General features: G+C 40.0%; 26 protein-coding genes, 1 tRNA gene and 1 pseudogene. 8 read left to right on the plus strand and 20 right to left on the minus strand.

The window, feature by feature from the left end; translation table 11 throughout:
* Nucleotides 1-8 precede the first annotated feature (8 nt).
* The 7 genes from H6795_03755 (at nucleotide 9) to H6795_03785 (ending at nucleotide 6,320) form a co-directional block, all read left to right on the plus strand.
* A complete protein-coding gene (locus H6795_03755; GenBank protein MCB9817611.1) occupies nucleotides 9-1,256 on the plus strand; it encodes a prepilin-type N-terminal cleavage/methylation domain-containing protein in 1,248 nt (415 codons plus the stop codon).
* A 294-nt stretch (nucleotides 1,257-1,550) separates the two neighbouring features.
* Nucleotides 1,551-2,147, plus strand: a complete 597-nt coding sequence (locus H6795_03760; protein MCB9817612.1) for a hypothetical protein — start codon at nucleotides 1,551-1,553, stop codon at nucleotides 2,145-2,147.
* On the plus strand, nucleotides 2,144-3,547 hold the full coding sequence (locus tag H6795_03765) for a hypothetical protein (GenBank protein MCB9817613.1): 1,404 nt from the start codon (nucleotides 2,144-2,146) through the stop codon (nucleotides 3,545-3,547). The genes H6795_03760 and H6795_03765 overlap by 4 nt, the downstream gene beginning before the upstream one ends.
* A gap of 217 nt (nucleotides 3,548-3,764) precedes the next feature.
* On the plus strand, nucleotides 3,765-4,838 hold the full coding sequence (gene pilM, locus H6795_03770; protein ID MCB9817614.1) for a type IV pilus assembly protein PilM: 1,074 nt from the start codon (nucleotides 3,765-3,767) through the stop codon (nucleotides 4,836-4,838).
* Nucleotides 4,831-5,433, plus strand: a complete 603-nt coding sequence (locus tag H6795_03775; GenBank protein MCB9817615.1) for a hypothetical protein — start codon at nucleotides 4,831-4,833, stop codon at nucleotides 5,431-5,433. Before pilM ends, H6795_03775 begins: the two co-directional genes overlap by 8 nt.
* A complete protein-coding gene (locus tag H6795_03780; protein ID MCB9817616.1) occupies nucleotides 5,433-6,026 on the plus strand; it encodes a hypothetical protein in 594 nt (197 codons plus the stop codon). Before H6795_03775 ends, H6795_03780 begins: the two co-directional genes overlap by 1 nt.
* A 129-nt stretch (nucleotides 6,027-6,155) precedes the next feature.
* On the plus strand, nucleotides 6,156-6,320 hold the full coding sequence (locus tag H6795_03785; GenBank protein MCB9817617.1) for a hypothetical protein: 165 nt from the start codon (nucleotides 6,156-6,158) through the stop codon (nucleotides 6,318-6,320).
* A gap of 19 nt (nucleotides 6,321-6,339) precedes the next feature.
* Here H6795_03785 and H6795_03790 read toward each other — a convergent pair whose 3' ends face one another.
* The 18 genes and pseudogenes from H6795_03790 to H6795_03875 all read right to left on the minus strand — a co-directional run bounded on the left by H6795_03790 (nucleotide 6,340) and on the right by H6795_03875 (nucleotide 21,401).
* Nucleotides 6,340-6,936 (minus strand): PH domain-containing protein, encoded by a 597-nt coding sequence (locus H6795_03790; GenBank protein MCB9817618.1) that lies wholly within the window; start codon nucleotides 6,934-6,936, stop codon nucleotides 6,340-6,342.
* Between the two features lie 14 nt (nucleotides 6,937-6,950).
* Nucleotides 6,951-7,982, minus strand: a complete 1,032-nt coding sequence (gene ruvB, locus H6795_03795; GenBank protein MCB9817619.1) for a Holliday junction branch migration DNA helicase RuvB — start codon at nucleotides 7,980-7,982, stop codon at nucleotides 6,951-6,953.
* Nucleotides 7,979-8,560: a Holliday junction branch migration protein RuvA gene (gene ruvA, locus H6795_03800; protein ID MCB9817620.1), complete on the minus strand. Its 582-nt coding sequence runs from the start codon at nucleotides 8,558-8,560 to the stop codon at nucleotides 7,979-7,981. Before ruvA ends, ruvB begins: the two co-directional genes overlap by 4 nt.
* Nucleotides 8,561-8,568: 8 nt before the next feature.
* A complete protein-coding gene (gene ruvC, locus H6795_03805; protein ID MCB9817621.1) occupies nucleotides 8,569-9,042 on the minus strand; it encodes a crossover junction endodeoxyribonuclease RuvC in 474 nt (157 codons plus the stop codon).
* Nucleotides 9,039-9,770 carry a YebC/PmpR family DNA-binding transcriptional regulator gene (locus H6795_03810; protein ID MCB9817622.1) on the minus strand — a complete coding sequence of 244 codons (732 nt, stop codon included), beginning with the start codon at nucleotides 9,768-9,770 and terminating at the stop codon, nucleotides 9,039-9,041. The genes ruvC and H6795_03810 overlap by 4 nt, the downstream gene beginning before the upstream one ends.
* 13 nt (nucleotides 9,771-9,783) lie before the next feature.
* A complete protein-coding gene (locus tag H6795_03815) occupies nucleotides 9,784-11,235 on the minus strand; it encodes a ComEC/Rec2 family competence protein (GenBank protein MCB9817623.1) in 1,452 nt (483 codons plus the stop codon).
* A 724-nt stretch (nucleotides 11,236-11,959) separates the two neighbouring features.
* Nucleotides 11,960-12,036: transfer RNA gene (locus tag H6795_03820), tRNA-Lys, on the minus strand.
* 100 nt (nucleotides 12,037-12,136) lie between these two features.
* Nucleotides 12,137-12,631, minus strand: a complete 495-nt coding sequence (locus H6795_03825) for a hypothetical protein (protein MCB9817624.1) — start codon at nucleotides 12,629-12,631, stop codon at nucleotides 12,137-12,139.
* Nucleotides 12,632-12,647: 16 nt separating this feature from the next.
* Nucleotides 12,648-13,136 (minus strand): DUF192 domain-containing protein, encoded by a 489-nt coding sequence (locus H6795_03830; protein MCB9817625.1) that lies wholly within the window; start codon nucleotides 13,134-13,136, stop codon nucleotides 12,648-12,650.
* A pseudogene (locus H6795_03835) lies at nucleotides 13,099-13,987 on the minus strand (RimK family alpha-L-glutamate ligase). The gene H6795_03830 and the pseudogene H6795_03835 overlap by 38 nt, the downstream one beginning before the upstream one ends.
* 1,060 nt (nucleotides 13,988-15,047) lie before the next feature.
* Complete coding sequence (locus H6795_03840) at nucleotides 15,048-15,647, minus strand: gamma-glutamyl-gamma-aminobutyrate hydrolase family protein (protein ID MCB9817626.1); 600 nt, start codon at nucleotides 15,645-15,647, stop codon at nucleotides 15,048-15,050.
* A gap of 52 nt (nucleotides 15,648-15,699) precedes the next feature.
* Nucleotides 15,700-16,806: a molecular chaperone DnaJ gene (gene dnaJ, locus H6795_03845; GenBank protein MCB9817627.1), complete on the minus strand. Its 1,107-nt coding sequence runs from the start codon at nucleotides 16,804-16,806 to the stop codon at nucleotides 15,700-15,702.
* The gene (locus H6795_03850) at nucleotides 16,799-17,083 is read right to left on the minus strand and encodes a hypothetical protein (GenBank protein ID MCB9817628.1); all 285 of its coding nucleotides are present in this window, start codon (nucleotides 17,081-17,083) and stop codon (nucleotides 16,799-16,801) included. Before H6795_03850 ends, dnaJ begins: the two co-directional genes overlap by 8 nt.
* Nucleotides 17,083-18,972 carry a molecular chaperone DnaK gene (gene dnaK / locus H6795_03855; protein MCB9817629.1) on the minus strand — a complete coding sequence of 630 codons (1,890 nt, stop codon included), beginning with the start codon at nucleotides 18,970-18,972 and terminating at the stop codon, nucleotides 17,083-17,085. Before dnaK ends, H6795_03850 begins: the two co-directional genes overlap by 1 nt.
* A gap of 102 nt (nucleotides 18,973-19,074) precedes the next feature.
* Nucleotides 19,075-19,353, minus strand: a complete 279-nt coding sequence (locus H6795_03860) for a hypothetical protein (protein ID MCB9817630.1) — start codon at nucleotides 19,351-19,353, stop codon at nucleotides 19,075-19,077.
* Between the two features lie 2 nt (nucleotides 19,354-19,355).
* Nucleotides 19,356-19,817: a nucleotide exchange factor GrpE gene (locus H6795_03865; GenBank protein MCB9817631.1), complete on the minus strand. Its 462-nt coding sequence runs from the start codon at nucleotides 19,815-19,817 to the stop codon at nucleotides 19,356-19,358.
* Nucleotides 19,818-19,833: 16 nt separating this feature from the next.
* A complete protein-coding gene (locus H6795_03870) occupies nucleotides 19,834-20,556 on the minus strand; it encodes a transcriptional regulator (protein ID MCB9817632.1) in 723 nt (240 codons plus the stop codon).
* Nucleotides 20,557-20,660: 104 nt separating this feature from the next.
* Nucleotides 20,661-21,401, minus strand: a complete 741-nt coding sequence (locus H6795_03875) for a hypothetical protein (GenBank protein ID MCB9817633.1) — start codon at nucleotides 21,399-21,401, stop codon at nucleotides 20,661-20,663.
* Nucleotides 21,402-21,436: 35 nt separating this feature from the next.
* Between H6795_03875 and bcp the strand changes: the two genes are divergently transcribed.
* Nucleotides 21,437-21,892 (plus strand): thioredoxin-dependent thiol peroxidase, encoded by a 456-nt coding sequence (bcp, locus tag H6795_03880; protein MCB9817634.1) that lies wholly within the window; start codon nucleotides 21,437-21,439, stop codon nucleotides 21,890-21,892.
* Here bcp and lepA read toward each other — a convergent pair.
* A complete protein-coding gene (lepA, locus tag H6795_03885) occupies nucleotides 21,879-23,660 on the minus strand; it encodes an elongation factor 4 (GenBank protein ID MCB9817635.1) in 1,782 nt (593 codons plus the stop codon). The two genes, bcp and lepA, sit on opposite strands and share 14 nt — an antisense overlap.
* Entirely contained in the window at nucleotides 23,657-25,228 is a 1,572-nt protein-coding gene (locus tag H6795_03890; protein MCB9817636.1) for a virulence factor MviN, read from the minus strand. The genes lepA and H6795_03890 overlap by 4 nt, the downstream gene beginning before the upstream one ends.
* Between the last annotated feature and the right edge of the window lie 13 nt (nucleotides 25,229-25,241).

The raw sequence follows: 25,241 nt of genomic DNA on the forward strand, positions 1-25,241 counted from the left end.
AACAACATATGGTGGATAACAAAGGTTTTACAATGATTGAGCTACTCGTGTCTAGTGTAGTGATTGCTATATTGTCAATCTCTGTATTTAGTACATATGTTGCAATCAATTCTACCGCCATCTTTGCGAAGCAGAAAACCATTGGTACAGAACTAGCAACAAATCAGATAGAATATCTTAAATCCTTGCCATATGATAGTCTCGCCGTAGCGGGTGGAGCAATACCGACTTCTAATCCCTTACCTAATACAAAAACGGAAACAGTAGATAATGTAACCTATACAATTAACACGAGTATAAACTATATTGATGATGCATATGACGGGTGTGCCACATACCCAGATATTGATACCAAAAATCTTCTGTGCAGAAATTTACCGTCTCCTACAGGTGCTCCTGCTAAAGATCTAAACCCAGCCGACTACAAAATAGCGAATGTCAAAGTGCTTGTTGGAACTAAACAGGTAGCAGAACTAGATACTCAGATGGCAGCGAGAGTTGCTGAAACAGACAGTACTACTGGTGCACTTATCGTAAAAGTCATTGATAGTGCTGGTAATGCAGTTTCTGGAGCGACTGTTAATGTGGCAAATAATACAGTGTCTCCTATAGTAGATTTAAATGACAGTACTGACACGAATGGTATTGCTATATTTTATGGTCTTAAGCCCGATACCGGAAATGACTATGTAATTACCGCTTCAAAAAGTGGTTATTCTAGCCTAGCCACCATTAAACCACTTGGTGCATTGTCGCCAAATTATGCAAGTCAAAATATTATTGTGCAGCAATCATCGTCGGTAACGATGACGATTAATCCAAAAGGTCAACACAGTCTTGCTGTAGAAACCGTAGACTCTTCAGGCAGTCCTATTGGAAATATGAAGCTGTACATGAAAGGCGGCGTTAAAAAATATAGTGGCACAACCGATACAAGTTATTACTACGACAATATGGCACCAACTGATGCAAGAGTCGTGTCTGATGGGTCGGGAATAATAACTATCGATAACCTAGACCCTGGCGAGTATATCTTTTGCGGAGATACTGGTGATACCTCCTGCCAAATAGGTACAAACCCTATACAGTACCTGGCAGCGGCTGTTCCCTATGCTGGGAATGTACAAATTGGACCAGTACAAATCCCCAGCTACGACGCTCTAATCCACCAACCCCTACCTTTCCATTTAATGGTAATAATTATTATCAAAAAGTGCGGTTATACTTTAGTACAAGTAGTACGTTTCCAAGAATAAACCATATCAGCAGTACAACTGCTAGCATAGCCAGTGGTAGCCATACCTTCACTGTTTCTGGCACTAACCTCCCTTGTCATGCAACCATCCCGGCGTCTTGTGGTACTTCTGTAACAGTAAAAAACCCTGCGGGTGATATACCAGCATCTTGTGTCTACGCAGATGCCACATCAACAGATTTATCGTGCACCATTAATGTTAGTGCAGCTACTCAAGGCCAATCGAATTTAACCCTAAGCGCCAATGGTCATACGCTTACAATTCCCAATGGCAGCGGTCTTCTAGGGGGGATTAATGTTGTACCGTAAACAGGCTGGTTTCACTGTGACTGAATTTATTGTTGTGATGATGGTGAGCAGCTTGCTTCTCATTACGTTATTCGTCTTTACTTCGAGCTCAATAACAAGCTTTATGCAACTACAGGCAGATGGTCTTGCGCGTAGTAAACTTGCTGAAAGTTCTTTTAGGGTTACAAAAGTGCTCCGAGGTATCAATTATATAGAAAATGCTAACGCAGATAGTATTACCGCTTACGCTTATTTTGCACCAGACGATGTGTATACATCTAAAATTCGCTACTATCTCAATGGTGCGAATAACGCCCTATTAGCAGATGTCACACCCATGACAGCCGATTATCCAATTGGCACGCTATTAACCGGCCAAACAAAGACAGTCACTGTAGTAAATAAATTTTACAAAATTTCTGGAAATCCAACTTTTTTGTATTACGACGCTAATTACAACCAATTAACCAGCCCTGTCACTGATGTACAATCTATAAAAAACATTACCACACAACTATATATTAAAAAATATGACTCAAACGCTAATGATTATGTATCCACAAGTGTTTCTGTTAGTTTAAGGAATAGAAAGTACAACCTATGAAAATGAACGACGGCCATGTACTAACGTGGGTACTCGGTTTTATGGCAGCTATTGGAGTTATCTTGGTGTCGACTGCGAGTGTCATATCGCTGGTATTATCTGACGCTGTTAGTACAAATAAGAATCAGCTAACACTCAATATCGCCGATGCAGGTGTCAATTATTACTTATGGCATTTAAGTCATGCTGCGGCTGATTTTAAAGATGGAAACCCAAGTGCTACCATTAACACGACTGGCGATTTTACTGGTTTTTATGGACCTTTTGTACACAGCTATAAAGACGACAATAATAAAGAAGTAGGTACGTATACTTTATATATAAAGCCTAAGTCAGTCGGCTCTAGCGTTGCAATAGTCAGATCTATTGGTAGTACATTAGACGGCAAATTTAGACGAACCATAGAAGCTGAAATTGGAGCCCCATCATTTGCAAGTTATAGTTTAGCTGGTGATGTAGCTTTGTGGTTTGGTAATACCGAAAACGCCAACGGCCCAGTACATTCTAATGTAGGTGTCCGAATGGACGGCGGAAATACAGATGATGTAACAAGTGCTAACGCCACGTATGTACCCCCTTCTAACTTAGGTGGTAACGGATACACAACTCGTCCTGGTGTTTGGTGTAATACAGCGGTAACGAGCCCAGTAAATTGTAACACTCGTTCTAAGGCTGATTGGCGCTACCCTGTACCATCTATTGATTTTAACGCTATAACCGGAGATCTTTGTAATATTAAAAAAACCGCATTCCTATCGTTTGCTAATACCGCAGCGTTAGCCTCTAGTCCTACCGCATGTTCTAACGTGAGCGCGCCAAGGACAGATGCATATATACCCCGTGTGGCTTCATCATTTAATGAACGGCGAGGCTATCTTATTGAGCTCAATAGTAATACGACCTACAACTTGTATAGCATTAGTAATGAAACATACAGTTATTCCAATAACTCAAGCTATACGTCTTCATATACCAGTGCTCTAAGTCGCACATTAATTGCTAATAATATTGCCATACCACAGAGTGGCGTCATTTTTGTTGAGGATAACGTATGGGTACGTTCAAACCCTGTTTTTAATGGCCGGGTAACCATAGCATCCGGCCGTCTGGCCAGCGCATCAGAACAAACTTCTGTCGTTATTGCTGATTCATTAAAATACGATCAAAAAGATGGAAGCGATGCAATAGGCATCATCGCAGAAGAAGATGTCACAATTGCACCGTATGCGCCGCCAAAGCCTGGTGACAGCACTGCGAACTATCCATTTGAGGTAAACGGCGCTCTTATAGCAAAAGATGGTCATGTTTGGTTCCCTGCAGATTATTTAGGCAGAGATACCCCAGACTGGCGAGGTAATAGTAGTAAAAAACTTGTCTATTACGGCTCTATTGCCAACTAGACAATCATGGACATGGCTGTGGACAAGTGGCGGCACTCCAATCGACGGTTTTGAATATAACGAAACAAATTTTGATTACAACCTCTTATATGCACCACCACCGAGTTTTCCTATAACGAGCACCTACACAATCCTAAAATGGAGAGAAGTCCTTGTTACTCCATAAATACACCGCTTATGGTATACTATTGGTACATAAAGTGGGCAAAATAAAAGCATGACACAAAGCATCCTATACAAAGATAAGCCACTGTTTGGCCTTGACGTGGGTACAAGTAGTATTAAAGTCATGCAACTTGAGCAAATAAAAAGTAACCAAAAGACCAGAAGAGTGCAAGGGTATGGATCTATACAATACGATAAAGCAGCTATTGCTGATGGTGAAATCAAAGAGCCAGATTTGGTAGCCAAAGCTATTAAAGAACTATTTGAATCATCCCTTATTGGTGACATAACGACGCGACGAGTTGCTATGTCATTACCTGTTGCTAGGACATACAACCGTGTTTTATCGCTTCCTCTATTAAAAACGAAAGAGCTAGACGAAGCAGTACGCTTAGAAGCTGAACAATACATACCCGTACCAATAGAGGAGTTATATATTGACTATGATGTTATTTCTAGTAACGATAAAGGTCTTGAAGTATTATTATCTGCAGCACCAAAAAAAATTGTTGATTCTTATGCTACACTCACCGAATTGCTAGGATTAGAAATTGTCGCACTAGAAACAAGTATATCTGCGTCTGGTCGTTTGGTTGGAAATGCCGAAAATAATGATGTCCCAACAATCCTGGTTGATTGCGGATCATTATCTGTGGATATTACAATCTACGACAAACAGCTTATCGTTACAGGTACCATTCCGGGTGGTGGTGATACATTCACAGAGCTCATCGCTAAAAAGTTAGACGTCAGCAATCAAATAGCACATACCATTAAAACGAAATATGGCATAGCATTTAGCAAAAAACAAGATGAAATAATACAAGCAATTGAGCCAATACTTCATTCGATGATCAAAGAAATTAAGAAAATGGTCAGATACTACGAAGAACGAGATGGCAGTAAGAAAAAAATTGGACAAGTTATTACACTCGGTGGCGGTGCAAACTTGCCAGGGCTAAGCGAATATCTAACAGATAAATTACGACTACCTGCACGAATGTGTAATCCTTGGACAAATCTTGACTTCCATAAACTACAACCACCTAACGAAGTAGAAAAAACTATGTATATCACCGCCGCAGGATTATCGCTCATTAATAGCAAGGATATTTGGCATGATTAATTTACTCCCAGCTGATGTGAAGCAAGATATCGGTTATGCCCGTAAAAATAAAGTGTTATTTTCATGGATTATTATATTACTTATCTTGTTACTCGCTATCGTCATCACAATAGGGTTTGGTCTATTTTTTATAACCCAAAGAGCAAACAACTTAAACAGATTGGCTACAATTTCTGAACAACGAGTAGTAGATCAAAACCTTGCAGAGTACCAACAAAAAGCAGAGGTTTTCTCTAATGACTTAGACATAGCAGTAAAGTTATTAGAAAACCAACTGCTGTTTTCTAAGATTATACGTACAATTGGGTCTGTTTTGCCACCCGGTGTCACGCTTGGAACGCTAGACTACTCTGCCGAAGATGAAGTGCTGACATTAAACGTCAATGGCGCAGATCAGAGACTCATTACTACTGCATTTGAAAACATTTCTAGTAGTCAAGAAAAGACTGATAACTTATTTACAAAAGCCGATTTGTTAAAAATTGACTGTAATTCACTTGAAGGTGGCTGTACAGGTAGTATTGTTGTGCTATTAAATAAAAATTCTGAATTTTATTTAATAAATAATGCTTTAAAAGAAAAAGGCCAAAACTAATGAACCCAAAGAAAATGTATTACCTACTTGTAGCAGCACTTGTTGTGACGTTGCTCGCAATTGGTGGCGTGCTATATCTTGGTAGAGGTGTAATGCTTGCTGCATCAGAAAAAGTCATAGATGCTAAATTAAATATCATTAAAGCAGAAAAAACAGAAGAAACGTATCTTAAAAATAAACAGATATACCTAGCTAATTCAGCTACAGCAGAGAAATTAAACTACCTTGTACCTACAGGTAAAGAGCAAGCTGCAGCTGTAGAAACTATTTATAGTTTCGCGAACAATGCAAATCTTACGATTACATCTGTTGTTTTTCCAGGCTCTAGCCTAGACCCTACGGTAAAGCAAAAAACTAAAGTAGACATTTCTCAGGCAACGCCCGTAAAAGACTTAAAAGGGGTATATGAAATTCCTATAGAAGTAAGTATCAGCGGCGGGGGTAAGAACTCTATCTCGACAAATCAAATACTCAACCTCATTGAATCAATTGAAGCTAGCCCCAGAAATATGCGAATTACTGCTATTACCTACGATTCTACTAGCGGAGAAATCCGATTAAATATATCATTATTCGTAAAGAAGCCATCATGAAAAATATAACAGCAAAATTCACCGACAGTCTTCAGCAAATTGTACATTTTATCGTAAGGTACAGGGTAACATTGTTTATTGTTATATCTGCATCTATACTTGGTGTTGTACTACTTAGGCATTACCGCTATGTCAGACGCCGAACCATCTGAAAGCCAAATAGCCGATGCAGAAAAATCAGTTAAGATTATTAAGTTCAATGAAGCTTCTGTAAAAGTCTTTGATTCCCTTAAGGCAAATAATGTAACAATAGAAACACTATTTGACCCCAACAGATACGATCCGTTTAACTAGTTAACTACCTAAAATACCACTACGTATTTATGTTGATATTATTTCTATAGGAACCTGCTTGGCCAGTGGCTTGTATAAAATCGTCTTTTGCATCAAGTATAATTCTCGCAACCCTATTAGGATGGGGGCATAAAGGAAAAATAAAATTAGCTTGTTCTCCGGCTGTCTCAATTTTGAGTGTGCCAAAATTAAACATGGTAGAAAATACTCCGCGCTGTTCGCTCGTCACATCTTCTATATTGGCAAGAGAGATATGTGAAACTTTACGTTCGTATATACTTTTTTGAAGTATTTGTATAACGTTCTTGTTTGTCACAGTAAGGCCAGACTGGTTGTACACATATGTTATAGCGATGAGTACGACGACTAGTACAAAACCACATATAAACGCAAGTACAGTCCAAGCAGAGTATATGCTGTTAGTACTAGCCATAGTCTTAGGAAGGACTATGCTTATTAAGCTTAGAGCAAATACAAATGCAATAAACGATGCTGCGTAGATGACCATCAAACCAAATGGATGTTGTTTTACCGCACACAATAAACGAGCATCTCTGTCGGTGACTTCGATGGTTTTATAGTAAGCCGATTCTTTATAGCTATTTCTAAATAGCATGGTTGTATTATAGTCTATACGAACGAAGTTTGGCTATTTTCTGATTTTGGTGGCACTTTATTAAGATGTTTATAAGCTTTTTGTGTAACTTTTCTGCCGCGAGGCGTTCGTTCTAGCATACCTATCTGCAGTAAGTAGGGTTCGTAAAAGTCTTCTATAGTCGTGCGCTCATCTGCAAGTAAAGCTGCCAATGTGTCTACGCCAACAGGGCCCCCTTGATGATTGTCTATAATAGTTGCGAGCAACATTCTATCTGACTGATCAAGCCCGAGTTCATCTATTTCTAATAATAGTAAGCCTTGTTCTGCATTCTGCAAATCTACAATACCATCACCATTCACATCAGCGTAATCTCGTACTCGCTTGAGCAATCTGTTAGCAATACGTGGCGTTAAGCGTGATCTGCGTGCTATGTGAGCAGCAGCGTCTTTTGTTACTTGTGTGTCTAAAATACTCGAAGATCGTTGAATAATACGCGCAATTTCCTCTGGTGTATAAAAATCAAGCCTATGTACGTGGCCAAACCGATCCCTTAGTGGTGCAGCCAATGCGCCTGTTCTTGTAGTTGCGCCAATGATACTAAACTTAGGTAAATCAAGCCGGAGGCTACGGGCTGATGGCCCCTTTCCGAGCATGATATCTAGCTTAAAATCTTCCATGGCGCTGTAGAGCACTTCTTCTACTGTTCTATTGAGCCGATGTATTTCGTCAATGAACAATATATCACCGTCTTGTAAATTAGTAAGTAGACTTGCCAAATCACCAGCCCGCTCAATAGCCGGACCACTAGTAATACGGATTTGCGCACCCATTTCGTTAGCAATGACACTTGCCATTGTTGTTTTACCTAGCCCGGGTGGGCCAAACAGTAGTACATGATCAATTGGCTCATTACGTTTTTTGGCTGCTGTAATTGCTAATTGCAAATTTTGCTTTAAACGTTCTTGACCAATGTAACTAGCAAAGTCTTTGGGGCGTAATGTTAGTTCAAGTTGCTCTTCTACTATATTGTCATCTTGGGTAGTATTAACTATTCTCTCAATCATCGATGCGATCCTTGTTGTAATGCGAGTTTAATACGCTCTTCTGTTGTTAAACTAGTGTCTATGCCCACGAGTGCACGCTGTGCGTCTAGGGTTGTATACCCAAGCGAAATTAATGCATCAACCGCTTCGTCACTTACTAAAGTATTTAAGCCGTTATATGCACCTTCATCACTACTGACATAGCCTACTTTTTCTTTTAAATCTACGATTATACGTTCAGCTACCCGTTTACCAACACCGTTGGCAGCTTTTAATAACGCCATATTACCTTCTGCAATGGCTTTTCTAACTTCTGTACTTGGCGCAACACTCATGATAGCTAACGCCATTTTAGGACCCACCCCGTTCACACTAAGTAGTATTTCAAATAATTCTTTTGATGATATATCAATAAAACCAAATAAATCATGACTCTGCTCGCGAATGTGTTCATAAATATACAAACGTGCTGACTTGCCAACAGGTAACCTCCCATAATCTTCTGATGTTACCAAAGCACCATAGCCTACACCACCACAGGTAATAATCACCTGGTCATCAATATGTTCAACTATCGTACCTTCTAGTAGTGCAATCATATACTTTATTATAACAGAGGCGCTGTGGCGTGGGTAAGTGCTGCAGCTAAAGCATCAGCACAGTCGTCAGGCTTTGGAATTTGTTGTAGACCAAGGAGTACTTTTACCATTTCTTGTATTTGCTGTTTTTCTGCCCTACCATAGCCTGTTAGTGCCTGCTTTATTTGCAAAGGTGTGTATTCGGCTATTGGTATGCCTTTTTCTGTAGCCGCAAGTAAAATCACTCCCCTTGCTTGGCTCACACTCATAGCAGTAGTAACATTACGTGCAAAAAATAAGCGCTCAACAACCATGACATCTGGGTTGTGCTCTTGTATTATTTCTTGTAAGGATGTGTATATTGTGTGTAGACGTAACTCATCGGCCTGATGTGCGGGTGTTCTAATTACACCGGCATCGAGCATTTTATGTTTGCGACGATCTGTTTCAATGACACCAAAACCAACAATGCCTGTACCAGGATCAATGCCAAGCATCTTCATGTTTTATCTGCTACTTCATCGGGTACATCAAAGTTAACATGTGTACTAATGACATCTTGTAATTCATCTAGTGCGTCTAGTAATCGTTCGATTTTTGCAGCCGTTTCTGCATTATCTATGATGATTGTATTATTAGGTACATACGTTAGCTCTGCTTCTGCTATAGAAAAATTTTTTGCTTTTAAGGTATCACGAACTTTAGCAAGCTGTTTTGGTTCTGTATAAACCAACATTTCAGTACCAGCTTCATTGACATCTTCTGCACCAGCATCTAGCGCTGCTAGCATAGCATCATCTCCAGTAGCTTGCATACGAATAATGCCTTTTCTGGTAAATTGAAATGCGACTGCTCCAGATTCAGCAATATTACCACCATGTTTTGCAAAAGCGTGGCGCACTTCTGGATAGGTACGATTAAGGTTATCTGTTGCACACTCTACCAAAATGCCTACTCCACCCGGACCATAGCCTTCGTACATTACTTCAGTCAATTGGGCAGCATTCTTATCAGCAACTCGCGCGATTGCTCGTTCTATGTTACTCATGGGCATGTTAGCCGCCTTGGCTTTTTCTATCACCATTGCTAGGCTAGTATTCGTTAAAGGATCAGTACCAGCCCTTGCAGCTACAGCAATTTGGTTTCCGATACGGGTAAATAATGCACCTCTCTTGGCGTCGTTTGCACCTTTTTGGCGCTTGATGGTAGCCCACTTAGAATGTCCTGACATGACAATAGTCCTTTTAATTACTACTTTCTTTTATTATAACAGATTGAGTTCTCTTTTTTAGACCCACTAGGACTACTGCATATATACAATACATACCTACCATTGAAGCAGCCGATACCTGCACATAGCTCAATGCATGTGGCAACTTCGCTAACCATTCAGAAGTATGAATCATGGTATTAAGCAGCACTCTTGCAGGTAAAGCTACCCAACCAGCATATAGAGACATAAACATACCGCTCAAACCGGCAACAAAGCTAGCAAGCATAGCAAACGGCACAAGCGGCACAATTAATATATTAGCAATAAAGCCAATGCTAGAAATTTTGGCGAATACAAACATGCTTAGCGGCAATGTCATTACTTGTGCAGAAAAGCTTTCTATGGCTACCGTCGGCAATAGTGGCAGTTCGGTCTTACCTTTTGCAAACAACTTGACTAAGAGCGGTGCCACTACTAATACACCAAAAAATGCTAAAAACGATAAATACCAGCCGATATCACCCCACACATAATACGGGTTAACAAAGCCTGTTACAGCTGCTGCAAATAAAATAAGTACTATTGGTCTAAATTCCCTACCATAGTACCAAGCCGCCATGCCTAATCCCGCCACAAGACTCGCCCGAACAATAGACGGTGAAAAACCCGTAATAAGCAAAAATACATATATTAATGCTGCTGATATGCCTACCGTCTGAAACCGCGACAAACGTCTTGAAAGCCTTTTTACCGCATTAATAATAATTGTTAAATTATAGCCAGACACAGCAACAATATGCGTAAGACCAGCTATTTGTAACGCGCTACTGACATCATCGGGCAATAAACTACGCTGGCCGACAAGAATACCTGTGCCCAAGCTGGCGGCTGGTTCAGGTAGTGCGTTCTGCATACCAACGATAAAATTTTTACGAACCTTCTCTATAATAGAATTACTTCTAGAAACAACGTTAAGATCTGCATATGACATTCTCCCTTGCTTACCCCCAAGTGTAGATTGTAATTTACCGGTTGCCTCGATATTATCATTACGATACAAGGCTGGTTCAGTATATCCACGAAGTGTCACTTTACCACTTGCTGGTTGCCCATTAACGGTTGTCAGTTGAAGCGTAGTTTCTAATTGGCCGTTGTAACTATAGGTGGCATCTTCAATAGCATAGCCAGTGATAGTAACTTTTTCACCATAGTGCGTAGCAAACTGCTGGTAGTCTGCCTGTAATACGCCACCACGCCAAAGACCGAGGATTAAAAATGTAGTACCTACAAAAATAACTCTTGTTTTTGAAGAAAAATACAACGGAAGCAAAACCACCGATACAAAAAACCAATCTCCCGGTATTGGTGTTATGTATTTAGCTAGAAACAAGCCAATAAGTGTTGTAGCACAAGCTATAGCAATATATGTTGTTCGGCGCAGGTTCATGATGTTTGAGTAATTTTGCTTATAGACGAGTGCCAATTACTATGCACGGTTTTTATAATATGTATGAGTATATCAAACATGTTAGTTTGTTAATGTATTTTTATTATTACTTCAACACAAAATTAAATGGCTTTTATCTGCCTAGGTAATGAAAAATAAGGTACCCTAATCTGTGCATTATTGTCACGCTTAAAACTACTAGCAATATGCCAAAGAAGCCGTTAATTGATATATATTCACCGAATAACCAATTTATTGCCCATACAAAAACGAACTTAGACACAAACATTATGAACCAAACCGTAAAAAACCGAAGTATCTTATAAAATAATTGTGAATGTCGTTTTAATCTTTTTACTATTTTATTTTTTAACAAAAAGGTTGCAAATGTCATGATTTCTAGAACGATGGAAGCTAACATTATAGTCGAAAAACTTTTAGCATCTACTACGGTAGTATAGTCGTTATAAAAGCCAAGTACTGCCATATAAATTAGTATTCCAATAGACAACTCTTGGAATACCATTTGTTTCTTGTTAAAGAATTTTGCGTTAGGCTTCATGAATTAATAGTAGCAGGTTCACAGTACTAGAAAGAATGTGTAATGCAATATTCTACGGTTTCAGTAATATAGTAAAGCTTTACTCTCTGGCAATAATTGCCAAGAGTTATTCGTCATAACATTATGCTGACGTTTTTTGTTCGTGCATACGCGATGAATAATCAAATTAAAAACCCAGCTAAGCTGGGGTAATATAACTGGAGGGACCAGTGGGGCTCGAACCCACGACACCCTGCTTAAAAGGCAGGTGCTCTAACCAGCTGAGCTATGGTCCCGCATTAATCTAACAAGCGCTTGGTAAGATAATACGGTACTACTATGCTAAAGAAGCACGCTTTATTTTCTCTTAAATTGTCTTTTTTGTCAATCTGTTAATTAACCCAGATGTTTTTTATGTTTAGAGTGTTTTGGCTTTGTAGATATTAAGTAAAAAGCACTGGAAAGTAATCCACCAGCTACTGCTACGCTAAAGAATGGTTCAATTGTACCGTATATATTAGATTGTTCTACTGCATCTTTTACTTCATACGGAAGCTTTGCCGTGACGAGCATTACACAAACCAGTACGCTAGCTACAGCTGGCAACAGATGAAAAAATAGTTGCGAAGGTTTACTACTATTTTTGTACGAAAATAATATTATAAGCGGGGCTATCGTCAACAATATTATTTGCACAATACTATACGTTGGCAAACTGCTAAACGACGGTAAAGACTGTACAAATTGAGTTGCATCTTGTGCAGTCAGGCGTGATAACAACTCCCCCGCAGCCAACATCAAAAATATGAGTACGGCTGAAGATCTTAGCACGATGGGGGCAATCCCAAACACTGCTGTTGCTATAACGATAATAATTAGTGCTGGATCCATACTAAATAGTGTACCCCTAAAAGCTTATGCTGTCGCCTTCTTGCACACCGAGCCGATTGAGTGTACCTGCGTTTACTTCTATAACGTAGGCACTTGGCTGGGGTGCTTTGTATATTTCGGGGTATTCGGCGGGTGTCGCGCTATGTTTGATATACACTATTTCTTTATCGGAATTGAGCCAAACAATATCTATAGGAAAGCGCATTTGCACCATCCACATACGCCAATCACCTGCAGTATCAAAAACAAACAGCATACCGTTATTTTTCCCTATACTATCGCGCTCTGATAAACCTTTTTCGCGTGCCGCGTCAGTATCAGCGAGTTCTAGACTAAATTGCTCACTACCAATAGTAGCGTTCACATAGGTCACAGTATTTAGTCTATGTATAAAAAGGTATGATGCTAAACCTATAAAAGCCAGCAGTACAGTAACTACAAGTGCGCTATAAACAAAACTTTTTTGTTTAGGCCCCGACTTTATCTTTTTTAACTTGTTTTGCATTTCTCTCTATGTATTCTATAACTTTTGTGGCGATATCCCTACCTGTAATTAATTTCAATTTTAAACTTGCTGAAGAATTTACTTCTAAAACAAGCGGTCCTCTATCACTGCGCATCATATCAACACCGCAGATACGCAAATTCATAGCTTTAGCGGCCTTTACAGCAGTCTTAGCTTCTTCGTCGGTTAGTTTTATGGCTTTGCCAACGCCACCCTGGTGTGTGTTACTTCTAAAATCATCATCTAAACTTTGGCGTTTTATACTGGCAACCACTCGGCTACCGACTACAAAAGCACGTATGTCAGTGCCGGCTGATTCTTTAATAAATTCTTGTACCAAAAAGTTAACACCTTCTACATAAAAAGCTTGCATGACAGCTTTTGCAGCTTTGTTAGTTTCGGCGAGCACGACCCCATTACCATGTGTACCACGTAATTAGTGGCGTGCCGCGGTTTTTTTCTATAACACCCTCCAAATCGGCAGTTTCGCGGGCAAATACAGTACGAGGAATACCTACATCTTTTCGAGCCAAAAGCTGATAGGCCCTTAGTTTATCACGGGTGCGGTTTATGGCCATAGAACTAGCAGTAGTATAAATGCCTTGCATTTCAAACTGTCTTACAACAGCTGTACCATATTTTGTATAGCTCTGGGCTATTCTCGGAATGATTGCATCAAATTTTGGCAGCGGTTTACCGCGATAATGCACCACCGGATTACTTTTTTCAACAGTTACGTAGCATTTGGCATAATTAATAACCTTAACCTCATGCTCACGCTCTTCAGCAACTTCACGTAAACGTTTAGTAGAATAATTTAAAGATCCTTTTGATAAAATTGCTATTTTCATAATTATTCCTACTGTTTAAGATACCTTTCTTTATAAAATTTAACTGGGTCAAGGCTTGACTCATGTGAATATTTTTCGCCAAGTCTGTCTAGATTGTCCTTGCTAGATTTAATTTGCGCCTTATATGCTTCGAGCTTATAAGAAGTATCAACAATAAACTTGTTACGTAAGGTAATTGCGCCAATCAATACTGGAAAATCGGATGCGGTTTTTGTAAAGTTAGATTTAACTTTTACCTTCTATTACCATGCCAATCACTTACAGCATATCTTATCTGGCTTTTTCCGTTCGAGCTTCTAACAACTTTTATGCTATAGTTTGTAGTCTTATGTACTTTTTTGCGATAATAGGGCGACTTTTTTTAAATAGTATATAGTTATCTGCCCTCATCTACCCAAACTCTTTCCTAGATGAGGTGTCACGGTATCAACTTTTGCAGACATACGCTTCAGTTATAGGTGCACATATGCCAATTATCAGCAATTTCTTGGCTTATCATTTTGTTATTATAAACTTTTTTATACCCCAATTAGTAGCTAACTGTTACAGATATTTACGCAAAAGATTATATTTATTTCCTTTATCTAGTACTAGCTGGCTTATAGGTTTTGTTTCTTTATTCAATCTGAATATTCGTAACCCTAGTGGTAAATAATTGAGTTTCTCTGTTTACCATTAGAATACTCTTAACCTCATCTTGATAATAATCTGTCGATTGAGTTAGTTTTATTTCAGTTAGTGCACCTTCAAAATATGAACACAAGGTATGTAAGAATCGTTATTTAGTTTTTGCGTGTCACGATTTGAGACATTGCCACATAGTGTTTCAAGTAATTAAAAAGGCAGCCCTGCACTAACTTTATGGTTGCGAGATTCTTTGCATCCTAGCCGTATTAACTTTTTAGGCATATTAATATTCTAGCAGGTTTTTGCTTTTATTGCTATATTATTTTTCTGTTAACTATTTGCTTTTAAAACACGCATAAATGCTATGGTTATCACTATAACGAGCACGACCAACAATAGCACAATCATTGTTACAAAGCCTTGCTGTTTGGCGTCACGCACGTGCTACCTCTGCTGGTTGTTCAATTACCTGTAGAATATCCCAAAATAATTTGGGTGAATTGGGTGAAGCATCTATCTCTGGGTGAAATTGAGTGCCGATAATATTACGCTCAGGATAATGCAGTATCTCTATGCCGTCGTTACTGTGTGCAAGAATGTTCATGCCAACGGTATCTGCAGAGTCCACAACCCATTGGTGTCGTTCGTGTACATACAGTTCTTGCTGACTAAAATATGCTTCACCTTCATTAGTAAGTACTACGTGCTTATTGGTGTCTACCATAGATGGTAACCTACTTAGTGAACCACCAAGGGCCACTGCAATCATTTGGAGGCCCAGGCATATCCCTAAGATAGGCTTGTCGGTACGCTGTATGAGATCAAATTCATGCCGGTACCAAGGATCGCCGTTATCTAGATTGTCGGCTACCTCATTTTGCATACCACCAGACAATATTATAAAATCAGCATCTTGTGCATCGAGTGGTTCAAACGGGGAATATGTTTGTACAATATAGTCGTGATTAGCAGACACACGATTAACAATGTGTTTTAAATACAAGCTGCCGTTATCTACAATAAAGAATTTCATAACATGTTTGTTTCGGCTGATGAGCCGTATGCATAGATATTATAGCAAATTACTAGTTAAATATGCTACGTTTACCGCTAGCAGACTGGAATTCTTGTAGTAATTCTTTTTGCTTTTTAGATAACTTAGTAGGTGTTTTTACATCTAGTGTAACTATATGGGGGCCTCTAGTATCTTTCTTAAGATGCGGTACACCATGGCCAGACAATTTAAAATCATCACCATTTTGCGTACCAGCAGGTATCTTCATAGTCACCTCACCATCAACGGTTTCTACTTTCAACACACCGCCTAATGCTGCTGTTACCATGTCTACGGTTTCGTGGCTTAGTATCAAGTCACCTTCACGTGTAAACTTTTTGTGCGGCTTTACGCGTATGTGCACAAATAAATCTCCTTTTTGGCCATCTTGTATTGCTTCGCCGTATTCGCGCAAGCGGATAGTCGCACCATCATCTATTCCGGCCGGAATTTTAAGATCTATTTTTTGTTCTTTGCGCTTGACTCCTCTCCCACCGCATACACTACAGGCCTTTTCTGGTACTTTACCTGTACCATGACAATCGGGGCACGTTTGTGGTTGTTGAATATTACCTAGAATCGTACGTGTAACAGTGACCACTTGCCCACTGCCATTGCAAGTTTTACAGGTTTTGAGTTCATACCCAGGCTCTGCTCCTTTACCTTTGCAGTGCTCACAATCGCTTTCTATGTTGAGCTTGATTGATTTCTCTACGCCAAACACCGCTTCTTCAAAAGTGAGCTCGATAGCTACCTCGATATCACGCCCACGACGGGTGCGCGTACGCTGCTGACCACCAAAAAAGCTACCAAACATATCGCCTAAGTCACCAAAGTCAAAATTGATATTCTGGCCATTAAAATTAAAACCGCCGCCGCTAAAGTCGTAGGCACCACCGCCAAATCCTTGGCCACTAGCGCCTCCAACACCCGCATGTCCAAACTGGTCATATCGTTTGCGTTTTTCGGTGTCTTTTAATACTTCATAGGCTTCGTTAAGTTCTTTGAACTTGGTTTCGTCGCCACCTTCTTTATCGGGGTGATGTTGTACAGCCATACGCCGAAATGCTTTTTTAATTTCGTCGGCCGAAGCATCTTTTGTGACACCCAACACTTCATAATAATCACGTTTAGTCATAAATTAGTATCCCTATCACTGTTATTGTTTGCATGGTTACCCAAATTAGTTGTCCATAAAATATGGGCCGCAACTTAAAGACAAAACCATACACTAAAAATACAATACCGAAAAATAAATACCCCAGCCACGTTGCTAGTGATACATCTTGAGCACTCTGATTACTATAAATATGTGCAATTTGAGGAATAGTTAAAAGTGGTTGCACAAGCGCAGCAATAAGCGCATATAGTTCTATACGCTTATTGCGTTGTACGGTAGATTGTACGTGGCTCACTATTTCTCTTTCTTGTCGGAATCTTTTTCGTCAACTACTTCGCCTTCAGCCGGGCCATCTGCCTTATTTTCATCTTCTGGAGCAGCTGCTTCATATAGTTTTGCACCAATTGGCATCAGCTTTTCTGTGAGCTCTTTTGATGCTGCTTCAAGTGTATCTTTATCTTCGCTTTCAAGTGATTTTTTTGCTGCTTCGATAATAGCATCTAGTTCTTTTTTATCATCGTCAGATAACTTTTCATCATTATCTTTTTTGAGCTTTTCTGCTTGGTAAATACCGTTTTCAAGACTATTCTTGGCATCAATTGCTTCACGTTTTTTCTTGTCAGCTTCTGCGTTAGCTTCTGCTTCTTTGGCGGCTTTTTCTACATCTTCTTTACTAAGATTACCGCTGTTTTGAATCGTGATACTTTGTTCTTTGCCTGTTCCCTTATCTTTAGCTGTAACATGCAATATACCGTTGGCGTCTATATTAAACGTAACCTCAATTTGTGGTACACCACGAGGTGCCGGGGCAATACCGTCAAGCACAAACTTACCAAGGCTTTTATTGTCGGCAGACATTTCACGTTCGCCTTGTAATACATGAATTTCAACTTGTGGTTGACCATCAGATGCTGTGCTAAATGTTTCACTTTTGCTCGTAGGGACAGTCGTGTTGCGTGGAATAAGTTTTGTGGTTACACCACCAAGAGTCTCTATGCCTAGAGAAAGCGGGGTAACGTCTAGGAGTAGTACATCTTTTACATCACCTGCAAGCACTCCACCTTGTATTGCTGCACCTATGGCTACTACTTCGTCTGGGTTAACACCTTTCATGGGCTCTTTGCCAAAAATATCTTTCACTTTCGCTTGAACCGCAGGCATGCGTGTCATACCTCCAACCAGTACAACTGCATTAATATCTGAAGCTTTTAAGCCAGCGTCTTTTAGTGCCTTTTCACATGGACCAGCAGTGCGACTCACTAGATCCGCCACCAAACTTTCTAGCTTGGCACGTGTCAATTTGGTTTCAAAGTGTACTGGACCATCAGCAGTAGCTGTTAAGAATGGAAGATTAATATCAACTTCGTTAGAGCTAGAAAGTTCAATTTTAGCTTTTTCTGCTTCATCACGTAATCTTTGCATAGCTGCCTTGTCGTCTGTAACGTCTACGCCGCTTTCTTTTTTAAACTCATCAAGTAAATAATTCACGATGGCTCGGTCAAAATCTGCGCCTCCAAGGTGGGTGTCACCGTTAGTGCTTTTTACTTCAAATACACCGTCACCTAACTCAAGGATAGATACGTCAAATGTACCGCCACCTAAATCGTAAACGGCTATTTTTTCATCAGTAGATTTTTTTTCTAGACCATATGCTAGGGCAGCTGCAGTTGGTTCGTTAATTATACGCTTTACTTCTAGACCAGCAATTTTACCAGCATCTTTTGTCGCCTGACGCTGAGCGTCGTCAAAATAAGCTGGCACAGTAATGACTGCTTCTGATACAGGTTGCCCAAGAAAGCTCTCGGCATCTGCCTTTAATTTGCCTAAGACCATAGCAGATAATTCTTCTGGGCTAAATTCTTTTTTACCCATTTTTACCTTAACACTACCGTCAGAGCCTTTTACCATCTCGTAGCCCATCAATTTTATGTCTCGTTGTACTTCTTTATCTGTCCATCTACGGCCAATCAGTCGTTTCATTTCATATACCGTATTAGATGGGTTTGTAACAGCTTGCCTACGAGCGGTTTGGCCTACAAGCCTTTCGCCGCCTTTATTTATGGCGACAACACTCGGTGTGGTTCGATTTCCCTCTGCATTGGCGATTATTTCTGGTTTACCACCTTCCATAACAGCCATAGCACTATTTGTCGTTCCTAAGTCTATTCCAATGATTTTTCCCATTATTATAGGTTCCTTTCTAAATTAGCAGTAAATGTGATTGATTACTCTTGTTTATCATACAGAGTTTAGCACTCATGTGTCAAGAGTGCTAATTGTTGTGTTTTATACATCTTCCATATTTAATACATCATCAAAACAGTCATCGACCCATTGTTTAGGAAGACCTAATTCATAAGTTGCGTATTTATAAATATCTTTAACAAGTGTTTGCTGAATATGGTCTTGTTCAGAATCACTCAAAGTATCCCAGGATGTAGTTGGAGGCATGTCTAGTTTGCCAAGCGCCCATGCAAAAGCTGCAATGAGCGATTCTAGGCTTTGTTCATACTGTGGGGTGTGCACTGCTAATACATCAGTATATTGATGCACGGACTCACTCATGGCTATTGCTTGGTTACCTGCACAACAGCATGGCGAATAATTGCACCGTCCAACATATAGCCTGTTTGGGCTACTGCAGCAATAACTTCCTTCTCGCCATCACCATCGATCATACTAACGGCATCGTGAATTTCTGGGTTAAATGGCTCTCCTACCGCTCCATATTTTTGTAGACCTGCAGCACTTAGCTCGGCTTCTAGCTGCTTGTTAGCAGCCCATACGCCTTTTACCCAAGGGTGTTCAGCAATGTCAGCCGGCGGCTGAGCAAGAGCGCGTTCGAGATTATCAAGTATAGGTAGTAATTTCTCAAAGGCTTGCTCCTTACCAAAGCTTACGGCTTTTGTACGATCTTCTTCAGAACGCCGCTTGAAATTAATAAACTCTGCTTGTAATCGCTGCAAATCTTCAGTGAGTTCTTCTATTTGTTGTTTTGCGCTTTTTCTACGTGGTTTCTTTGGTTGCATATACTACATACTTTCCTTACAATACTTTTTCTAATAATTGGCCAGCATGGCGAACGAGGCCCATTACTTGTTTATAGCTTTGCCGGGTTGGACCTACAACACCTATATAGCTCCTATCGCTATATGGGCTTCTAAACTTGCTAATTATTAGGCTACAGCCACTCGCCTTGCCTATGGGATTCTCAGCACCAATATATACACTAAGCGGTTCATTGGGCGATGCTTCCTGGAGCCATGGTTCAAGATTATCTATAAGTTTTGCGACTTCATGCACGGCAGTTCCATCGGCAAATTCTGGCTGACTAAACAAGTGGGATATACCACTCATATAGAGCTGATCACCAATGGTAGCGATAGACAAATTATGGGTAATATCTACTAAGCTATCTACTGCTGTTTTAATTGTTTGAGCAGCTTTTCCTGCACTACGAACTCGCACATCAATCGCTCTCGCATTACGATCGATTTTAGTAGAACCATCTAATGATTCGTGCGGAATCGCAGCCTGTTCGGTTACCGCATTAACATAATACCGATACCCCTTATCTGTAGGTACTCGCCCAGCAGACGTATACGGGTGCTCTACGTAGCCCATATCTTCTAGGCGAGCCATTTCTGCCCGAATAGTCGCAGATGATACACCAAAAGTTTTTGCCAACAGTACAGAACCTACCGGAACGGCAACTTCTGCATATTGCTCTACTATAGCCTGGAGGATATTTGCTTGTCTTTCTGTCATAAAATATAGTAACTACGTTTTACTGATGGTAGTATAGCGTATTTAGCACTCGTTAGTCAAGAGTGCTAAATACTGGTTGTATCTGTGTCCTGTATATGAACAAATTAGCGCAAATATGCGCTTAAATCTGCTAGCAGCTGCTCGGCATGAACGTGCGCATTGGCTTGTTCTAACTCTCCAAAATCTCCTGTTGTAATATGCTGATGAAGAGCATCTACAGTAACACGTAAATCCCAATTAACAATGAACTTAAAATATGATCGTTGCAAGGCAAGCTCAATTTCCTCTGCTGCACTCGTTAAGCGTCGGCGCTTTTCTTGTGGGTCCATGACACCTCTACCATCAAGTCGGCGCATCCATTCAGTAAAATCTGGAGGTAAGATAAATACGGGAATAGTGCTATCACTATAACTTTTTATTGTGTCACATCCGTGTATATCAATATCTGTAATTGCAATGGTATTAGTTTGAGCGGCTTTGCGCAGTTCGTCTAGGCTTACGCCAGAAACTTGCTGGTTATGAATAATAGCAGCTTCTACGTACGCGCCATTACGGAGCCCTTGAATAAAACTTTCTTCCGATTTAAACCAATACTCATTCCCGTTGGTTTCTGGTATTCCATTATTGATACGTGGTTTACGGGTAGTGTCTGATACGACATAGTAATATTTACCCGTCATTATGAGGTTTTTTATGATGGTATTACGACCAGCTGCTGTGGGGGCAGATAGTAACACGAATTTATTATCATGTAGTAAATCAAGTAGTTCTAAGCTGGGCTTATATGTTTTAAGGATGCGTTGGAATTCTGGTAAATATTTCAGTAGTGTAGATTGTGGAAACATAGCTATACTATACCTTATATAGGAGACCAAATACTATGAAAGCACCAGAATTTTCGCTACAAGATCAAAACAATATAACCCATCGATTACAAGACTACAGAGGAAGATGGGTGATCGTATATTTTTACCCTAAAGATGCTACCCCTGGTTGCACAAAAGAGGCGTGTAGCTTTAGGGACGGTAGAGAACTATTAGAGAACGCCGGGGCGGTCGTGCTCGGTATATCTAAAGATACTGTCACCAGCCATAAGAAATTTGCCGATAAACATCAATTAAACTTTACCTTGCTCAGCGATACTTCAACAGAAACGATTCAAGCGTATGGGGCGTGGGGTAAGAAAAAATTTATGGGTAAAGAATACGAAGGAATAAAGCGCAATACCTATCTCATTAGTCCCGATGGCACAATAGTAAAAACTTATGAAAATGTAAATCCTGCTACCCATATAGGGGAAGTGTTGCGTGACGTACAAGCAGTTAATCACGCTTAAGCATAACAGTGAAGGCTTCTGCCGGGATATCAACTTTGCCGAAACGTTTCATACGTTTTTTACCTTTAGCCTGCTTCGCGAGAACCTTTTTCTTACGAGATACATCCCCACCATATAGCCCCGTAGTAACATCTTTACGGTACGCACTAATGTCTTCTCTTGCAATAAATCGCCCACCTATCGCTGCTTGCAACGCTACTTGAAAATTTTGACGTGGTATAACATCTTTAAGTTTTTTTACTGTTACGCGGCCTAGATGCTCTGCCTCACTGCGGTGTACCATTATTCCTAGCGCATCTACGCGTTCACCAGCAACGTAAAAGTCAAGTCGCACTAAATCTTCTGCCCTGTAATTATGAAGCTCATAATTAAATGATCCGTAGCCACTCGTGATACTTTTAAGCTGATCGTAAAAATCTGTCAGTAAGTTTGCGAGTGGAGCATCAAAACTAATTAAAGCTAGTGTAGCATCAACATAACTCACATTTTTATAGCTACCGCGTTTGCTGACAATGAGCTGTATGACAGAGCCTACGTACTCTTTTGGACACACGACTTCACCCTTTATCCAGGGCTCTTTTATAGTCTCTATTTTTGCCGGATCAGGCAGTTCGCTGGCGCTTTTAATATCAAGGGTTTCACCAGTAATAAGAGTTACATGGTAGTCAGTGCTTGGGTTGGTAATTACAAGTTCCAGCCCGTACTCTCGTTCGAGCCTCTCTTTAATGATATCCATATGGAGTAACCCCAAAAAGCCAATACGAACGCCAAAGCCAAGCACCGGTGAATTTTCTGGTGTAAATTGTAATGCCGAATCACTTAAGCTGAGTTTTTCAATGGCGTCTTTTAGCAATTGATAATTTTCGTTACTGTCTGGAAAAAATCCCGCATAAACAAATGGTTTTACTTCTTTGTAACCGGGCAATGCTTCATGTGCTTGTGTTTTTTCTAACGTTACCGTATCTCCTACCCTTGCTTCGCGGGTACTTTTAAGGTTAGTAACAATGTAGCCGATTTCACCAGTGTCTAATGTGTTAGTTACAATCATGCCAGGCTGCAAACAGCCTACTTCAAGGGCGATTCCCGAGCTGCGGGTACCAATCATGTGTATTGCATCGTTTTTTTGGATTGCTCCGTCAAAAACACGCACATATAAAATAACCCCCCGATAATCATCGTAATAGCTATCAAAGATTAATGCGCGGGTTGGTTGGTCTGCCGAGCCTTGTGGTGGCGGCACATCTGCAATAATACGATCAAGTACTGTTTCTACTCCTTTGCCCGTCTTAGCAGAAATATGTAATATATCTTCTTTTGTACAGCCTAATAGTGCAATGACTTCTGCGCTAACTTTTTCTGTATCTGCGGCTGGCAGATCAATCTTATTAAGTACGGGGATAATCGTCAGGTCTGCAGCCATCGCTAAATACACATTTGCTAACGTCTGGGCTTGAATACCCTGGCTGGCATCTACCACTAGAATTGCACCTTCACAAGCCTCTAGACTACGAGACACCTCGTAACTAAAGTCTACATGCCCTGGTGTGTCTATAAGATTTAACTCATGATTATCGTACACCATGCGTACAGGCGCCAATTTAATGGTTATTCCCTTTTCGCGTTCTAGATCCATTTTATCTAAGAGCTGCGCTTTCATATTACGCTTATCTACTGTATTGGTAAGTTCCATGAGCCTATCGGCTAAAGTGCTTTTACCGTGATCAATATGTGCGATAATACAAAAATTTCTAATCTTTTCCACGTTTATACCTTTATGACGGCTAATGCCATCGTTCTTACTTTTTGTACAACTGCACGCGCTTCTGGCATATCAAAAACATACGACATGGCTGTGTGCACCGTAAACGTGATTGAAGTAATAATGCCTAGTTTTATCATAAGCACAAAACCTGTGTCCGTTTGTAGTAGTGGAAAGAATTGGATTGCTACATATGTAGCAAAAGCGCTAAATCCTGTAATAGCTATCATACGAGTAATCGCTTGAACAAAATCTCCTGTAAATAATTTTCTATCTCTTTGAATCATGATTGCAACTAAAATCATAACCTCTGTGAGCGCAACAATACTTTGGGCAATTGCTAAACCAGCAACTCCATAGGCACTCGGTTTAGATAGTGTATACGCTAAAAATACGTTCAGTGCTATCACAAAAAGTGAAACATATAGCGGAGTCTTGGTGTCTTTATGAGCATAAAAATAGCGAGAAATTATTGTGTATATTATTCTAAAAAATATTGCCACACTCAAAAATCCAAAAATCATAGCAATTTCACTACTGCTTCGTGCAAAAATAATTCTAGCCAAGTATGCCCGAGCAAAAAAGCTAACAACAACGACTGGCAGAGCTATCCAGATCATTGTTCTTAGTACTTTAATAAATTCTTTTCTAAAAAGATCAGTTCTCCCTTGCGCTAGCCTATCTGTTAGTCGGGGGAACGCAGCAGTCGATATAGAGTTTCCAATTAATGAAATTGGCGCAAAGTGCAATACCAGAGCATTTTCATACCAAGTAACCGATCCAGTCAGCAACCGAGAAGCAAACCTCGTTTCTACAATTGCATTGATACTATCTACACCTTGGTCGATAGCACGAGCTGGAAGCACCCGTAGCACTTCTCTAAAGCTTTGGTTTTTAAAATCTATTAATGGAGTGTATTTAAATTTAAGACCAGCCATACCAAGCGCCACTACAAGTAATTGCAAAATAGAACCAAGCGCGACACCAAGACTCAGCCCAACGATACCGAGCGAGTCACCAAAGATAAATATACTGGCAATAATAGAAGTGTTATAAAACAATGGTGCAATGGCTATAAAGAAAAAACGCCCAACGGCTTGCTGCACCGTAGATAATATCGTAGAAATAGAAAATATAAACACGTTAACAGAAACAATGCGCATAATAGAAACCGATAGTTCAAGCTGTTGTGGTGTAAACCCTGGTGCCACAACGTAACGCATCAGAGGGTCGGCAAGCAACATCAACAAAATAGAAGCCACAAGTGCTATTAAACCCAAAAAGTTAAGAATATAACTTGAGACTTCCCATGCAGATTGTCTATTTTTAGCGAGTCTATCACTTAATATCGGTAAAAAAGCGACTCCAAGAGCACCCGATGCAAGAGTAAAAAAGATAAAATCTGGGATTTTAAATGCAGCAAAATATGCGTCAGAAGTAAAAACATTGAAGTTCGCATTAATTAATTTAGTGCGCAGTATACCTAAAAATATTCCTAAGAATGACGTACCCGCCAAGAGCGCTGCTGCTGTGCCGAGGCTAATCCGTTTGTTGGCTCTGTTTAAAAATCGGTTCATACGACGAGTTTTG

Source organism: Candidatus Nomurabacteria bacterium (assembly GCA_020631975.1).
Lineage (GTDB): Bacteria > Patescibacteriota > Saccharimonadia > Saccharimonadales > CAIOMD01 > JACKGO01.